Genomic DNA, 15190 nt, shown 5'->3' with positions numbered 1-15190 from the left:
AATCACTTGCCAAATCTATCTATTCAGATTGAATATCTATCATTGACTAATAAAAGGTTAAACTTCCGCCAATAGCTCGACTGCCACTTGAAAGTGATAATCGTCTTTTATAGTAATACTGACATGTCCGTTATGTGCCCCAACGATAGCCTGAACAATGGATAACCCCAACCCTGTACCTGAATGCTTACTACTGGTCTTATCATGTCGATAAAAACGCTCAAACAGTTTATCCGCCTCACTTTGTGCCAATGGCTCATCTAATTGGTTGGTGATGGTCATTCGTAGAATATCTTGTTTTAATTGTTGAAGACTGGTTATTGTTGTGTCCACTATCTCATCTGAGTTTATTCTATCTGCCCTAATGGTTATAACGCTATCTTGAGCAGCATAATAAATCGCGTTCGATATCAGGTTAGCAAAGAGCCTTTGTAATAAACTTTTATCTCCTAAGACAGCGCTGAACTCACCTTTGGTCTCAATACTAATGTTTCGATCTTCTGCAATCATTTCGTAGTAATCAACGAGATTGGTGATTAAACGGTCCGTATCCACATGACTGATTTGCGAGTCACTCAATCCTTTTTGGGTTTTTGCCAGCAGCAGCATATTATTTATCATGGCCGACAGCTGCTCTAACGTGTCATGTTGATGGTGTAGCTGCTCAATATATTCATCGCCCGCTCTTGGTTTGTTTAACATGACTTGCGTTTGCGTGCTGAGTGTCGCTATTGGAGTGCGCAGCTCATGGGCGATATTGTCCGAAAACCGAGACAACGACTCAACGTTGCTCTCGAGCTTGGCCATCATTGAGTTGTACGACTCTGCTAGCGGTCGCAGCTCTAACGGCATATCACTGACTGTGACTCTATCATCCAATCTGTCAGGATTCATTGTTTTCATTTTTTGGACGATGGTCGCCAAAGGTGCAAAACCCCAGTACACACCCACCGCCGCTACTGAGACGAGCAACAAGGTGATCGCGAACAAAATCATACTAAGCTGACGATTGAACTGTAATAAATACTGATGATGCACATCTATAGGCAATGCGATAAGCGCGAGCATTTTGTCGTCTTCAATGACCATTGCTCGATAGTATCGGCTGTTGATATTCATCACAAACTGTTGCTTATCATTATCTTGTTTCAGTGATGACAGATTAAATCCTTCTCCTAGTTCTTGAGCAAAGTTATTGGGTGTACTAGACAGTATCTGCCCTTCTTTATTAGCGATAATGGTTTTTAGATCGTAATCTAGCCAAGAAGAATGTTGATGATCAGTTTCATCTGATATCGCTGCGGTAGAAGTATTTCCATCAAGCTTTATGTCAGGTGCCGCTCTTAGCAGCTGTTGACTATTCAATGGATTTTGAGAGCTAGGTAGGGTTTGAGAAGTTATAGGGCTACTAGGTTCTATCACTCGTTTACGTAGGTTAAACGCAGCATGTGTCATAATCTCAGCGTCCATTTGCTCGAAATGACCTTTAACAGAACGCTGTATCCATATATAAATAATAACCTGCGATATAACAACAAATATCGTGAGCAACAACACAGTACGCCATAATAGTGGCAAGCGCCGATTATCAAACCTATATTTCATATTAGACATTGCCAGCTTCGTGAGATGGTTTGCTATCAAGCGCTGTATCAACAGCTTCTAACCGATAGCCCATCCCGCGCACCGTATGAATCAGCTTTGCGTCATGATCATCGTCTATTTTTATACGCAGACGCCTTATCGCCACATCAATCACATTGGTATCATTTTCAAAGTTCATATCCCATACTTGGGAGGCGATGATTGAGCGTGGAAGCACTTCACCGCGGCGCTCTAATAAAAACTGTAGTAAGGAAAACTCTTTTGCCGTGAGCTTAATAGGCTTATCTCCTCTATGCACCGTGCGTTTGGCAATGTCCATCTTGAGATCCGCTATTTGTATAATCGTACTTTGATAGTCGGCTTGATTGGCACGTCGTAATAAGCTTTTCATTCTGACGATTAATTCTGCAAAGGCGAAAGGTTTGGTCAAATAATCATCACCACCAATCTCAATCCCCTTTATCTTGTCACTCAAGTCATCTTTTGCGGTTAGAAATAACACAGGTGTATGCTTGCCAGCCGCTCGGTAATTACGCACCAGCTCAAAGCCACTAACATCAGGTAGCATCACATCCATCAATATCACGCTAAACTCTTCCGTCATCAATGCATGATAGCCATCTAATCCTGTTAGCTGATGATCCACGATAAACCCAGCTTCGGTTAAGCCTTTTTTTATATACTCGCCAAGCTTCAATTCATCTTCTACCAGTAGTACTTTCATTGTAATTCCTCAATACGGTCATGATTGTTTAACGTTCTAACCAGCACAGGTGACAACATTGAGGGGTAACTGACAAAGATGTCATGTGCTCGTAATCAGACTATCAGTTTTATTTTGCTAATCTATATAAACGGTACATAGCTGCTCGTTTTCGATACCTAGCTACGATGAATTATTTTTATCGGTAATCAATGTAAACAACTTACAAAAGAGGTTTTATATGAAAATTCACGGTTCATTCAAAAAAGTAGCACTGCTGTCGGTATCTGTACTTATCGGTACTACCACTGCCAATGCGCATACGACGGATCTAAGCACTTCAATCATCAATAACTGCGACGCTGTGACTGAGTTTGCAAAAAACTTGGATCATAACGATGCTCAGCTCTCAAATTCACAAATGAAAAGCTATATCGATGCAAGAGTGGCTTGTGAGATTGAACACAAAGATCAGCATCTACAGTCTGAAAAATACTTTATCAATAAATATGGTAGCGATAAGTAATATCAGCTCTGATGTCATACTAAAGGATTACTGACAACATTAAAAACCATAAATACTAAGATGACAGAATTGTAATCTTACCGTCATCTCTCTGTCAGAATCACTAAAGTATGCTTTAAAGTAACTTAATATATTAAAGTCTTTTCGACTACATACTAAATCAAATAAGGATTTACCATGCCACTGCTCAAATCAATGCCACTGTCTAAATCAATCGTAGCAACTGCTATAGCCTTAGTTGTTTCAACCTCTGCGTTGGCACACGACCCAAAAATGCATGCTGAAAAAGACCAAATGAACTGTGAGAAAATGGAAAAGCATATGCAGATGATGCAAAAAATGGATCATAGCAAAATGGATATGAATGATCCTGCTATGAAAGCCATGATGGCTAACATGAGCAAAATGAAAGCAATGTACCAAAAGCACTGTGTGAGCAGCGATAGCGACTCTTAAATATCAATTTATAAGTTCAATACTATAGTCAGTTCAATATAATTTCGTTACAAGGCAACCGAGTGCAAGTTATACATTAGTATGCTTAGCGAGGATGACGATGTAGCGGATTTATATAGACTTGACTATATTGTCAGAGAAGCTGATCAAGCAGTAATGGGACATTAAAGAAAATGGATTTTTAGGACAAACCTATGAAGTTCTTGTTAGGAATACTTTTTACTGTCTTTGTCGCTATTACGGGTGTTTTTATTGTGGTGACTAGTGGCATGATAAATATCGGTGCTGATCGAGCTCATAGCCCACTGGTTTACGATTTTTTAGAAACTGCCCGCACACGCTCAATTGAACATGCCAGCAAGAATATTTTGGTTCCCAATTTAAAGAAGGCGGAGATGATCAGCTCGGGCGGTGCCGATTACAAAGATATGTGTGCAGGCTGTCATTTGTCTCCCGGCGTCAACAGCACAGATTTAAATAGCGGTATGTACCCAAAGCCTCCTAACTTTACTCAGGCGGATATCGTTAAGCGCTATCAAACCGAAGCTGGTGCCAGACAAAGCTTTTGGGCGATTAAACATGGCATTATGGCGTCTGGCATGCCCGCTTGGGGCGCTACTCACGATGATGACAGGATATGGGCGATGGTCGCTTTTATTAGATCGTTACCTGACTTAAATGAAAACCAGTACACCATGCTAACGACTCGGTTAGACGATAGTATGTTGGATATGTCATTTGATGGTGAGATGGATATGTCTGGTGATGGATCCGAAATGCAACATTGATTCTTCGTCAAAAATGCAGTGCTAAGGAGTGCTGCTTTTTGCGATTTGAGTTTTAAGCTTTGCTAGCACTATTTTATCCAGTGATGTAGTTTTAATTTTTATAATATTTAATTGTCATACAGACGCTCGGGAGTGGTTTTATGAGACGCTATACTAATAGATTTATTAATGATCATCATCAGATATCTGGCCGTGTGCTCTCGGCGATCGTGGTATTGCCATTATCGTTAACGATTGCCGCTTGTAGTCAACCTAACTCCGCTGCTGCTGACTCAACACCAGTAAATGAGCCAACTATTGCTACGCAAAACGTGCAAACTACGTACACGGAGCAATCAACAGCTGAAATGACACCTATCAGCGCTTCTTCAGATACCCAATCAACTATCCTAAAAAACATCTCAGCCACTGTCTATAAAGATGCCAATTGTGGCTGTTGCAAAGAATGGGTCGGTTATGCCGAAGGTCATGGTCTAAACGCAACTGCACAGAATGTCGAAGACGTGTCCTTATTTAAAGAGCGATACAGCGTACCGCAGCAAATGCGCTCTTGCCATACCACTGTTACCACTGATGGCTACGTATTTGAAGGTCATGTCCCTGCCAAATATATGGCGCAGTTCCTAAAAAACCCGCCAAGTGATGCGATTGGTCTTGCCGTACCGAGCATGCCAGTCGGTAGCCCAGGTATGGAATACCAAGATAAATTTATGCCATATAAAGTGATGCAGCTTAACAAAGATGGCTCAACAGCCATTTATGCAACCATTGAATCACCGCAGCAGCAATTATAGTTTGATTGACGTTTAAATAGCTTATCCGTTTTATCAATGAGCAGTTTATAGGCCCTAGGCTCGGTGGCTAGATACGATATTAGGCTCAACGCCTATTTTATGGATGACAGTAGGTACCTCATTATGAACCAGAACATGCTTAATCGCAGACGTTTTTTGACAGGGTCTTCTACTCTGTTAGGCGCGTCCATGCTATCCACACTACCGTCTATTGCGAATAGTGCGCTCGGTAAAGGGCAGCAAAATGTAGCCGTCAACAGTGATAAGTCTGACCATATCGTACCCATCCTAACTGGTAACGAGTTTGACCTTTATGTCAGTAAGAAGCCCATTATCGTCGATGGCAATTCGAGCATGGCGACACTGATTAATGACTCACTGCCAGCGCCAACGCTAAAGATGCAAGAAGGCGATACGGTAACCATCCGCGTCCATAATCAGATGAATGAATCGACCTCTATTCATTGGCATGGTTTGCTCGTTCCGTTTGAGATGGATGGGGTGCCAGGTATTAGCTTCGATGGCATTCCCGCAAATAGTACCTTTACCTACACATTCAAACTGGTGCAATCAGGCACCTATTGGTATCACTCACACAGTGGCTTTCAAGAGCAAACCGGCATGCTCGGTGCTATTGTCATTGAACCAAAAGGGCGTGAGCGTCATCCAGTCGAGGAAGACCATGTAATCGTGCTGAGTGATTGGACGCACCGCGATCCACACAACCTCTTGAAGTTGCTCAAACAGCGTGCTGACTTTGATAATTATCATTTGCCAGACTTCAAAAAACTATTGTCTGATATTGCCGCAACAGATCTAGAAGCCGCTTATGACAAGCGCAAAATGTGGAATCAGATGCGCATGATGCCAACGGATTTTACTGATTTATCTGGCGAAAAGACCTTTACCTATCTGATGAATGGTAAGACCACAGCAGCCAATTGGACGCAGCTAGTGAAAGCAGGACAGCCCGTTAAATTACGATTTATCAATGCTTCAGCGCAAACCATTTTTGATGTGCGTATACCGGGTCTCAAGATGACTGTGGTAGCAACAGATGGTATTGATGTCGCACCCGTTGCGATTGATGATTTCCGCATTGGCGTGGCTGAGACCTATGATGTCATCGTCACGCCTACTCAAGACGCACATACCATATTTGCCCAAAACATCGATCGTTCAGGCTATGTCGCGACCACACTTGCAACTAAAAAAGGCGCACGAGCTGCCATACCTGCTATGAACAAGATCGAATGGCTAACCATGGCAGATATGATGGGTGCGATGGGTGATAAAGGCTACAAAGCAAAACACGCCAAGACCGAGTATGACTTTAAATCTGATATGCGTGTCGACAGTCCACGTATGAACCTAGATGATCCCGGTATTAACCTGCGTAATATCAATCGTGACGTGCTGAATTATAGTCAGCTGCACTCTGTCGATGAGGCCATATTTGCAGAGCAGCGTAAGCCTACCCGAGAGATCGAGCTACATTTAACGGGTAACATGGAGCGCTATATTTGGGCGTTAGATGGTGTCATGTTTAAGGATGCAAAGCCTGTCAATATTAAACCTAACGAACGCGTGCGTATCACCTTAGTCAATGACACGATGATGAATCATCCTATGCATCTGCATGGTATGTGGAGCGACTTGCGCACGCCATCTGGAGACTTTCAGGTACGTAAACATACGATTGTGGTTCAGCCAGCGCAAAAGATTAGCTTCGATGTGACGGGAGAAGTTGGACGATGGGCATGGCACTGTCATCTGCTGTATCACATGGAAGCCGGCATGTTCAGAGAAGTTGCCGTCGTTTAACAAACCTTCGAATATGAGGCTTATTATGAAAACATCTAAGAAAAATCTGTCATTCATTGGTTTGTCATCGCTAGTCTTGCTCACATCCTCTTTTGCAACAGCTGCTGAGATGTCGAATATGGATCACAGCGGCATGGACATGTCAGGTGATATGTCTGATATGGACCACAGCGGCATGGATATGTCAGGCAATATGTCTGATATGGACCACAGCGGCATGGATATGTCGGATGATATGTCTGGTATGGATCATAGCGGCATGGACATGTCAGGCGATATGTCAGGTATGGCTCATAGCGGCATGGACATGTCAGGCGATATGTCAGGTATGGCTCATAGCGGCATGGACATATCAGGCGATATGTCCGATATGGATCACAGTAGCATGGATCATGGCAGTATGGATATGTCGGGCATGCAAGGTGGGCAGCCACCAGCTGATGCTCGCAGTCCAGACTATTCAAATGGGGTTCCATACGGGCAGTATGGTAAGCCCATGATGATGGGCAGCATGCCATTATGGGGAGTCTCAGTAGACGACTTGGGCTATCAGTTTGACGAAGATCAAATCAACTTCGAAGCGACGGGTTGGTACGGTACTGATAGCAATCGTTTAAGACTACGCACGGAAGGTAGTGCTCAGACTAAAGATGATAAAGAAATCGTTAGCTTAAGCTCCCTTGCTTATTGGAAACCACTAAGTATTTTTTGGAATGGTGAAGCTGGTGTCGCTTACGATACTGAAAACGACAACGCTGCCGTAATGGCAGGTATTGTCGGTACCGCGCCTTATTTTATAGAAACGGATGCGAGAGCCTACTTATATACCGATGGTCAACTTCGTCTTGATCTGGGCGCAGAGTACGAATGGCGTTTGGATCAGCATTGGGTAGTCATACCGGAGGTTGGACTGACTGCCTTTAGTAAAGATGACCATGATAATGGTATTACCAAAGGCTTTAATGAGATGGAAACTGAGGTCAGGCTGACTTACGAGACATTCAGTCGCCAGCTAGCCCCTTATGTGGGGGTTAGTTATGAGACAGCGCTTGGCAAGGCTCGTGGTCAACGACGTCAAGAAAATGAATCGGTTGATAGCAGTAGTTTGACTGCGGGCGTTAAATTCTGGTTTTAACTGTCTACCCATTTTAATTTAACAAAACAATGGAGGTCATATCATGGAAGCTGCTAAGCAAAAAAATATGAACCCTTATGTAAAATTTACCTTAATGATTCTGACATCGACTGTCGTCATGTATATCATGATGTATTTTAATACCTACCAGTGGGATCATATTTACTTTAGTGAAACCCGAGCGTATATGGCACTCTACATGGGTGCCGGTATGGCAGTCGTCATGTTGGTATTTATGACCAATATGTATAAGAAGACCAAGGTCAATTTGATGATCTATGGTCTAAGTGTATTGATGTTTGCAGTTGGTATCTGGGGCGTTAGATCTCAAGCGACTGTCGATCAAGTCGATTGGATGCAGGCGATGATACCGCATCACTCGATTGCCATTCTCACCAGTAGCCGCGCTGATATTAAAGATCCGCGTGTGCAACAGCTTGCTGATGATATTATAAAAGCACAAAAACGTGAAATTGATGAAATGAAGCAGTTGATTGACGAGCTTGAATAAGAGAATGGTGTACCAGTGAACGCTGCGAAAAGTGATCACTCTTTTCTGCTCAGACGCTCAATGACCCAGCCTGCTAGTGGGAAAGACACCAACTGTGTCAGTGGAACAAGTATTATCGTTTCAATTAATACCACCACTGGCAGGCTTAATCCTTGGGTCACAGGCTTCAATAACGTCAATACGATTAGGAGCGTTGGATAAAGTCCAACATACCCTACCAATATGCGTATAAGTTTGAAGAGCAACATTTATGCGTGACGGGTTGTGAAAATATTTTTGCCACAGAGCCATTAACGCTGGCGCAAGTGGCTGCACACGCGCAGCTCGTCGTGTCACCTTCGCGTGCTAACTTACGTGGCTTTCATGATCAATAGTTTGCAGAAAAAGGTCTAAAACGAAATATTGTGATGTCGGTTCCTAGCTTTTCGGCTGTACCAGATGTTTTGCACACGACTGACATGATTGCGTTTTATCCTTCGCGATTATTGCCGAGCAGTAAGGTCAAAGAGCTTAAGGTTGAAGCATTGCCGCCTACTTTTAAGGTGATCGCAGCATGGCATCCACGTACTGCTGACAGTGGCATACATCGTTGGTTAATCGAGCAATTACGAAATCTATAATAATTGACTTAGCTATAGCCAACTTTGAAACGACATCGAACATTCTTAAACTTGATGTAAGTATTATCTAGACTAAACATGGTCCTACACAAAATTCTGGACGGGTGCACATAATCACCTTAGTAACAGTTTCTTAAAAGTAATTATCCTACGCAATACTTTCCAAATTGGGTATTAACTCATTACTGCTTATCACTTTATCAACATCAACAAACTCACCTTCACCCATGGCGCCAAGATTATAGTCTGCAAACTCATGATATAAAGTGACCACATCACCCATAATCAATAGTGCAGGGGTTGGCAGTTTTGCTTCAGCTTGCTGATCAGCGATATCACTTAATGTGCCGATAAGTACTTGCTGCGTTGGCATACTGGCATGACTAATGATAGCAAAAGGCGTTTCGCTGTCGCGCCCCGCTGCTATCAACCCTTGTGTCATCTCATGCAAACGGTGCAAACCCATGTAAAACACAACTGTCTGGCTGCTGTCCATTAGCTCACTATAATCGTTATTAGGCGCGCCATTTTTTTTGCAAGCAGTGACAAACTTGACCGATTGAGCATGGTCACGGTGCGTTAGTGGAATTCCTGTACGGCTAGCAGCGGCACTGGCGGCAGTAATACCTGGAATAGACTCAAAATGAATGCCATGACGTACCACTTCCTGTAGCTCTTCGCCGCCGCGTCCAAAAATAAAAGGGTCGCCACCTTTTAAGCGAACCACTATTTTACCTGCCAGCGCGTGTTTGACCAGTAGCTCGTTAATACTCTCTTGTGGCAATGCATGGTTGGCGCGGCGCTTACCAACGAATATTTTTTCAGCCGTAGTCGCGCACATATCCAAAATATCTTCAGACACCAGACTGTCATACAACACTACCTCTGCACGCTGCATCACTCGCCATGCTTTTAAGGTTAATAACTCAGGGTCACCAGATCCTGCGCCTATAAGATGCACGGTGCCTCTTTTGGTGCAAGTTTGCACGTTTTCTGCGCAGTGTTGGCCCATTAGCTGATAGGTCTCATGCGTTGAGGTAGCGGCAGATATATTGGTCATGATGGTGACTCCTGATAATAGCGTGAATACAGAAAAATGGGCAACCAAAAGCAAAGTTGTCAATAAACCCCTAATCTAAAATGGCTTATTGTTCATAACACAACACTCAACCAGTAATTGCATATGAAAGGTTGCAAGCGACGTGCCACACGACTATCTAAGCTTGCGCCAAGGGGGCACATTCTGCGATTAATGCATTGATTTGCCCCACGCAAGAGCCACAATTAGTACCTGCTCGGCACTGCTTACCCACTGCCGTCGCACTAGTACAACCATGCTGTGTGATAGCGTTGAGAATGATATTTTTTCCAACTGACATACATGAACATACCAAGGGGCCTGAATCAACATAACCACTGGCAGGCCGCCCCGCTAGCAACCATTTATATCGTTGATTGACAGGTATTTGGCTAGTATCCGTAAAGCAGCTATCGAGCCAGCGTACACTTGGTAATAGCTTTTGCGTTGGGGCAACATAAACAGCCATAATCAGTTGTGCACTAAGCCTTTCATCATCAGATACTTGACGATTTATAGCAGTGTTATTTGAGTCTGTCTCAGGCGCAGATTGCGTCACAATAAAACGTAATTGATTCTGTACATTATCGACCGTAAACGCTGTATGCATGACACGCTCTTGAGAGTTTGGCTGTGATAATGATTGCATAGAGGCCATAAACTGCTGCCAAAACTCAGGGCACGCTAAGGTACTGCTAGCCTCCACCATCGGGCTAGCGAGATTAATCAATACACTATTATTTTGATGACTCAAACTCCAAGTAAGTGCAGGTAATGCCTCTGGCACAATATTATTTGAACGTGCTTCGCATTTTGTCTCAGACAATTCTTCCTCTGACGCTTGGGCAGAAAAATTGGCCAAAATAGTACGTAATTGCACTATAACGGCGTCTTGCCACTCAGGATGCACCAAAATCTTGCCAAATGATTGCATAGGAACGGGCGTGACACTGATCGCCGAGTTTTTGAGCTCTGGCTGCCCTGAATGCGGATCGACGACTGTTGGAATAAGGGGACCTACACGAGCGAAGCTAGCAAAAGCATCGCTCCAATGCATGGGCATAAATGCATCACCAACGCGCAACGTATCGCTAATGGTAACTTGCGCCATCACGGTACTTGCGGGCTCGTTGCCATTCCTAGCCGTACTCATCGCGGTATCACTGACTATGCCATCACTGGTCACGCCGTTCTCATAGCTTTCATACTTTTCGTAGTTTTTATACCTGCGATGCAGTTGCACAAAGTCATTGTCTTGAACGCCCAGTTGCTGTGCATCGTTAGCGTGTATGGTCAGTGTTGGTATCGGCTGATGTTGATTTAATTGCGGTGCAAGGCCAGTACGAGTCATGGTATGCCATTGATCGCGAAGCCTGCCCGTAATCAGGCGTAAATGAACCACTTGGTTTTCAGGTTGAATATCATGCTCAAACTCGTGTTTAGAGGGTGGTCGTTTCTCACCAATCAGTTGGGATTTTTGCCTTCTTTGACGTCGATGTACATTGGCTACGCTCGCTTCATCAGAGGGTGTAATAGCGATTAACTGTGACTTAGTAATAGTAGCAGTGGAATTAATGATCTCATTTTCTAAAGGCTTTATCTTATCAACCATGGAGATACGCGTGCCACCCCATTGAAACGGTAACATCTCTTCGTATGCTTGCTGACTGAGTGCGATTGGCTGATATGTTTGATTGCCATTCTGGTTAACATGTTGGCTAATATATTGTTGAGCAGATTTATCAGCTGGTACCTCATCTGTCATTAAAGCAGACAAGTCTTTGCTAAGATTGAGGTAGCGAGGATAGTACTTATTGGAGTGAGATGCGCTATGGTTATGCGTATTACCATAAGCGGTCAATGCTACATGCTCATTAAATATCTCGCTTGGGTGTTGGTAATCAAATCCTGTTAACCCCATGCGTGTGGCAACCTGAGACAGTATCCACCAATCTGGTCTGGCAACGCCCACCGCAGGTGTTAATGTCCGCTGCCGAGAGATGCGCCGTTCAGAGTTGGTAACCGTTCCAGATTTTTCACCCCACCCCTGAGCAGGCAGTACAATATCAGCACACTTCACCGTGTCACTATCTACCGAGCAATCAGAGACAATCACCAAATCACATTCAGCAAGCGCTTGGCGAAAATTATCCGCATCTGGCAAGCTGACCACAGGGTTGGTGGCCATAATCCAAATGGCCTTGATACGACCATCCAATATGGCAGCGGCAGCATCGCAGGCTTTGACACCCACGTTGGGCGATATAGGTTGAGGTGACTGCCAAAAATCTGCCACGAGCTGTCGGTGATCGGTATTGTCTAGTTCTAAATGCGCCGCCAACAGATTAGCAAGGGCGCCGACTTCTCGTCCACCCATTGCATTAGGCTGTCCAGTGAGTGAAAACGGACTGGACCCTACTTTGCCCACACGGCCTGTGAACAAATGGGTATTGATAATAGCATTGACCTTATCGGTTCCGCTTTGTGATTGATTAACGCCCATACTAAAGGCAGTGACTGTTTTATCAGTGGCGGCAACGCATTCATAGAACTGGCGGATACTGTCCGTAGACACTTGGCAGGCGCTAGCGACTTCGTCAATGCTCCATGCTTTGGCCGCATTCACCGCATCATCAACGCCCAAGCTTTGGCTAACATATTCATCATCTTGGCAACCTTGTTGATCTAGGTAATGTAGCAACCCATTATATAAATGTGTATCCGTACCCGCAGCAATTGGCAAATGCAAATCGGCAAATTCACAAGAGTCCGTATGGCGTGGGTCTATCACAATCAGTTTTTTATTAGGATTGGTTTTTTTGGCTGCTAAAAATCGACCAAACAAAATAGGATGGCACCACGCCATATTAGAGCCTACCAGTACCAATAAATCACAAGCCTCCAAATCCTCGTAATTACCCGGCACAAGGTCTGCACCAAACGCACGTTTGTGCCCAGCTACTGCAGATGACATACACAGCCGAGAGTTGGAGTCGATGTTATTATTACCAATAAATCCTTTTATAAATTTATTGGCGACGTAATAGTCTTCAGTCAGCAATTGACCTGAGACATAAAACATAATGCTATCTCGCCCGTGTTTGGCGATAGTGTTATTTAAACGACTGGCCACGTCATCTAAAACGGTGTCCCAGTCTGTCTGCTCTATAAGTGGCTTGTCAGATTTACATTTGGCATTGAAATCATTACCCAATTGTATAGGCTGATGCTGTTGCATGACTGCTTGCTTGTTTTGATAATATGGCTCGGTCAAGCGGCGCGCGGTGCCCAATGTTTGTGCCAGTGCACTCCCTTTGGAGCACAATTTACCAAAGTTAGCCGGATGCTCAGGATCTCCTTTGACACTCAGAACCTCTGTCTCATTCACGCTCGCCAAAACACCACACCCCACTCCGCAATAAGGGCACGTCGTGCGGATGGTAGTGATCGAGCTATCAATCGAATCATCAATCGAGCTATTAATCAAATCACCATCAGATGACAACGGTGCTTTTTCTGTATTTTTGGCAGCACTTATATCATGTGTTTCAATGACGCGGTCTGTTTTTTTTTGCACGGCATTAAGTAGGCTATTAGCTGACACTACTTTGCTAGCAGCAGATTGATTGGCGGTAGCATCATTCATAATGCATCCTCTAACAGTTCGGCCACTTTATGATGGTTGATGTTCTTGTCCGTATCATCAAGCTCTATATCTACTTCCGTAGTTGGCGAATTGTTAAGCGTGATTTCATCCAAATGACAATATGCCTCGCCAAATATGAGTGTGTCTTTGATAGGCGTAATATCAACGTTATCTATAATCAACTGACTGTAAAAGCTGCCATCGCTGGTGTCCCCATAAAGTACAGCGCCAATGAGTTTGTTTTCTTTGAGGTACAGACAATGATAATGGTTTAAGTCAGGCTGACGATATACGAGGGTCTCAACAGTATCAGCGGCTTCGTCATCAAAAGCGATTTGTCCTGCAGAAAATGCCGACATACCAGATACTTTCAATTTTAATGACAACGGTTTACTCACAAAAGGAACCCAGTGATCTGGCACGGTGGCTTTGCCATCTATCACATTTGTATCGTTTTCTATCAAAGCATATTTTAAAACTGTGACCAGTGTATCCACTTGCTGATTGACTGGCGCCACCATTCCAAATAGCTCGCCCTCTCGCTCTATACACTCACCAATGGCATAAACATTGGGACAACTGGTGTGCATAAAACCATCGACCACAATACCGCGATTAACCTCGATCCCACTTTGCTTGGCAAGCGCTGTATTGGGTATCACACCCACTGCCATCACGATAAAATCGGCTACTAACGTGCGCCCGTCCTTTAAAGACAAGCCGCATACTTCTCCTTCATCATTCATCTCAATGGCCTCAGTATGTGCAGAAACCGCGAGACCAACCCCTCGGCGACTGAGCTCAGCTTGCAAAAGCTCGGCCGCTGGCAGATCTAGTTGACGATTGAGTACATAACCATCCATATGAATGACCGTCGTGCTCGCGCCCTGTGCCGCCAATGCGCAGGCAGCCTCCAATCCCAGTACGCCACCGCCAATCACCAAACCCGTTTTTCCTTGGCTAGCATAGTCCATCAGCGCGGTCACATCAGCAAGGTCTCGAAACACATGCACGCCTTTAGCCGTGTGGTTGGGGAACGGAATGACTCGGGCAATTGACCCTGTAGCCATTACTAACTTGGCATAGTTGAGTGTTTGCCCATCATCCAATTCAATACACTGGCACTTGGTATCTATTGTCTCTACCGCAACCCCAGCCAACACGGTAATACCCAGCTGCTCATACTCTGAGTTATCATATAAATAAGTATCTTCAAACGCTGTGTCGCCAGCCAATACAGGTGACAACATAATTCGGTTATAGCCCACGTGCGGCTCTTTACTGATTAACGTAATTGGCAAACGGGCGGTGTCATCATTTGATTGCGTGCGAGCAAGCTCAATAGCAAAACGACTGCCTGCCATACCCGCCCCGATAATAACGATACCAGCGTTTTTTTGATGGTCTGATGCTAAGGCGTGAGTGTTGGTATGAGTATCTACCCTAGTGGAGGCTTGCGACATAGATAGCGACATAAACAGAAAATTCCTTAGCCGCGCGGAGC

The 15190-nt window shown here is 44.3% G+C and carries 13 protein-coding genes and 1 pseudogene; 8 read left to right on the top strand and 6 right to left on the bottom strand.

Annotated features, from left to right (window positions below):
* Positions 1 to 57: 57 nt before the first annotated feature.
* Positions 58 to 1605, bottom strand: a complete 1548-nt coding sequence (locus ACQKC9_RS12815) for an ATP-binding protein (protein ID WP_427622150.1) — start codon at positions 1603 to 1605, stop codon at positions 58 to 60.
* Between the two features lies 1 nt (position 1606).
* The gene (locus ACQKC9_RS12810; protein WP_427622148.1) at positions 1607 to 2329 is read right to left on the bottom strand and encodes a heavy metal response regulator transcription factor; all 723 of its coding nucleotides are present in this window, start codon (positions 2327 to 2329) and stop codon (positions 1607 to 1609) included.
* A 220-nt stretch (positions 2330 to 2549) separates the two neighbouring features.
* Here ACQKC9_RS12810 and ACQKC9_RS12805 point away from each other — a divergent pair, with 220 nt between their 5' ends.
* The 7 genes from ACQKC9_RS12805 to ACQKC9_RS12775 all read left to right on the top strand — a co-directional run bounded on the left by ACQKC9_RS12805 (position 2550) and on the right by ACQKC9_RS12775 (position 8342).
* Positions 2550 to 2834, top strand: coding sequence for a hypothetical protein (locus ACQKC9_RS12805; RefSeq protein ID WP_427622146.1), 285 nt, complete (start codon positions 2550 to 2552; stop codon positions 2832 to 2834).
* Positions 2835 to 3011: 177 nt separating this feature from the next.
* Positions 3012 to 3290, top strand: coding sequence for a hypothetical protein (locus ACQKC9_RS12800; RefSeq protein ID WP_180958077.1), 279 nt, complete (start codon positions 3012 to 3014; stop codon positions 3288 to 3290).
* A gap of 194 nt (positions 3291 to 3484) precedes the next feature.
* Positions 3485 to 4078 carry a c-type cytochrome gene (locus tag ACQKC9_RS12795; protein ID WP_427622143.1) on the top strand — a complete coding sequence of 198 codons (594 nt, stop codon included), beginning with the start codon at positions 3485 to 3487 and terminating at the stop codon, positions 4076 to 4078.
* Positions 4079 to 4218: 140 nt separating this feature from the next.
* Positions 4219 to 4872 carry a DUF411 domain-containing protein gene (locus ACQKC9_RS12790; RefSeq protein ID WP_427622142.1) on the top strand — a complete coding sequence of 218 codons (654 nt, stop codon included), beginning with the start codon at positions 4219 to 4221 and terminating at the stop codon, positions 4870 to 4872.
* 123 nt (positions 4873 to 4995) lie between these two features.
* Positions 4996 to 6696, top strand: a complete 1701-nt coding sequence (locus ACQKC9_RS12785; protein ID WP_427622140.1) for a copper resistance system multicopper oxidase — start codon at positions 4996 to 4998, stop codon at positions 6694 to 6696.
* 25 nt (positions 6697 to 6721) lie between these two features.
* Positions 6722 to 7831, top strand: coding sequence for a copper resistance protein B (locus ACQKC9_RS12780; protein ID WP_427622138.1), 1110 nt, complete (start codon positions 6722 to 6724; stop codon positions 7829 to 7831).
* A gap of 43 nt (positions 7832 to 7874) precedes the next feature.
* Positions 7875 to 8342: a DUF305 domain-containing protein gene (locus ACQKC9_RS12775; RefSeq protein WP_427622136.1), complete on the top strand. Its 468-nt coding sequence runs from the start codon at positions 7875 to 7877 to the stop codon at positions 8340 to 8342.
* A gap of 35 nt (positions 8343 to 8377) precedes the next feature.
* On the opposite strand, the gene ACQKC9_RS12770 is transcribed toward ACQKC9_RS12775, so the two are convergent.
* Positions 8378 to 8590 carry a hypothetical protein gene (locus ACQKC9_RS12770; protein ID WP_427622134.1) on the bottom strand — a complete coding sequence of 71 codons (213 nt, stop codon included), beginning with the start codon at positions 8588 to 8590 and terminating at the stop codon, positions 8378 to 8380.
* A 138-nt stretch (positions 8591 to 8728) separates the two neighbouring features.
* Between ACQKC9_RS12770 and ACQKC9_RS12765 the strand changes: the two are divergent.
* Positions 8729 to 8962 (top strand): annotated as a pseudogene (locus ACQKC9_RS12765) (LysR family transcriptional regulator); the annotation flags it as partial.
* A gap of 148 nt (positions 8963 to 9110) precedes the next feature.
* Here the strand turns inward: ACQKC9_RS12765 and cobA are convergent.
* The 3 genes from cobA to ACQKC9_RS12750 form a co-directional block, all read right to left on the bottom strand.
* Positions 9111 to 10022: a uroporphyrinogen-III C-methyltransferase gene (gene cobA / locus ACQKC9_RS12760; protein ID WP_427622132.1), complete on the bottom strand. Its 912-nt coding sequence runs from the start codon at positions 10020 to 10022 to the stop codon at positions 9111 to 9113.
* Between the two features lie 157 nt (positions 10023 to 10179).
* Positions 10180 to 13686 carry a molybdopterin-dependent oxidoreductase gene (locus ACQKC9_RS12755; protein WP_427622130.1) on the bottom strand — a complete coding sequence of 1169 codons (3507 nt, stop codon included), beginning with the start codon at positions 13684 to 13686 and terminating at the stop codon, positions 10180 to 10182.
* Positions 13683 to 15161 (bottom strand): NAD(P)/FAD-dependent oxidoreductase, encoded by a 1479-nt coding sequence (locus ACQKC9_RS12750; RefSeq protein ID WP_427622128.1) that lies wholly within the window; start codon positions 15159 to 15161, stop codon positions 13683 to 13685. Before ACQKC9_RS12750 ends, ACQKC9_RS12755 begins: the two co-directional genes overlap by 4 nt.
* Positions 15162 to 15190 lie beyond the last annotated feature (29 nt).

Source organism: Psychrobacter sp. NPDC078409 (genome assembly GCF_050268505.1).
Taxonomy (GTDB): Bacteria; Pseudomonadota; Gammaproteobacteria; order Pseudomonadales; family Moraxellaceae; genus Psychrobacter.
This window is presented reverse-complemented; position numbering and strand designations above follow the sequence as displayed.

Bases quoted from the DNA above. Each gene is read 5' to 3' on its own strand.
- ACQKC9_RS12815 (WP_427622150.1), bottom strand. From the start codon at position 1,605: ATGAAATATAGGTTTGATAATCGGCGCTTGCCACTATTATGGCGTACT.
- ACQKC9_RS12810 (WP_427622148.1), bottom strand. From the start codon at position 2,329: ATGAAAGTACTACTGGTAGAAGATGAATTGAAGCTTGGCGAGTATATA.
- ACQKC9_RS12805 (WP_427622146.1), top strand. From the start codon at position 2,550: ATGAAAATTCACGGTTCATTCAAAAAAGTAGCACTGCTGTCGGTATCT.
- ACQKC9_RS12800 (WP_180958077.1), top strand. From the start codon at position 3,012: ATGCCACTGCTCAAATCAATGCCACTGTCTAAATCAATCGTAGCAACT.
- ACQKC9_RS12795 (WP_427622143.1), top strand. From the start codon at position 3,485: ATGAAGTTCTTGTTAGGAATACTTTTTACTGTCTTTGTCGCTATTACG.
- ACQKC9_RS12790 (WP_427622142.1), top strand. From the start codon at position 4,219: ATGAGACGCTATACTAATAGATTTATTAATGATCATCATCAGATATCT.
- ACQKC9_RS12785 (WP_427622140.1), top strand. From the start codon at position 4,996: ATGAACCAGAACATGCTTAATCGCAGACGTTTTTTGACAGGGTCTTCT.
- ACQKC9_RS12780 (WP_427622138.1), top strand. From the start codon at position 6,722: ATGAAAACATCTAAGAAAAATCTGTCATTCATTGGTTTGTCATCGCTA.
- ACQKC9_RS12775 (WP_427622136.1), top strand. From the start codon at position 7,875: ATGGAAGCTGCTAAGCAAAAAAATATGAACCCTTATGTAAAATTTACC.
- ACQKC9_RS12770 (WP_427622134.1), bottom strand. From the start codon at position 8,590: ATGTTGCTCTTCAAACTTATACGCATATTGGTAGGGTATGTTGGACTT.
- cobA (WP_427622132.1), bottom strand. From the start codon at position 10,022: ATGACCAATATATCTGCCGCTACCTCAACGCATGAGACCTATCAGCTA.
- ACQKC9_RS12755 (WP_427622130.1), bottom strand. From the start codon at position 13,686: ATGAATGATGCTACCGCCAATCAATCTGCTGCTAGCAAAGTAGTGTCA.
- ACQKC9_RS12750 (WP_427622128.1), bottom strand. From the start codon at position 15,161: ATGTCGCTATCTATGTCGCAAGCCTCCACTAGGGTAGATACTCATACC.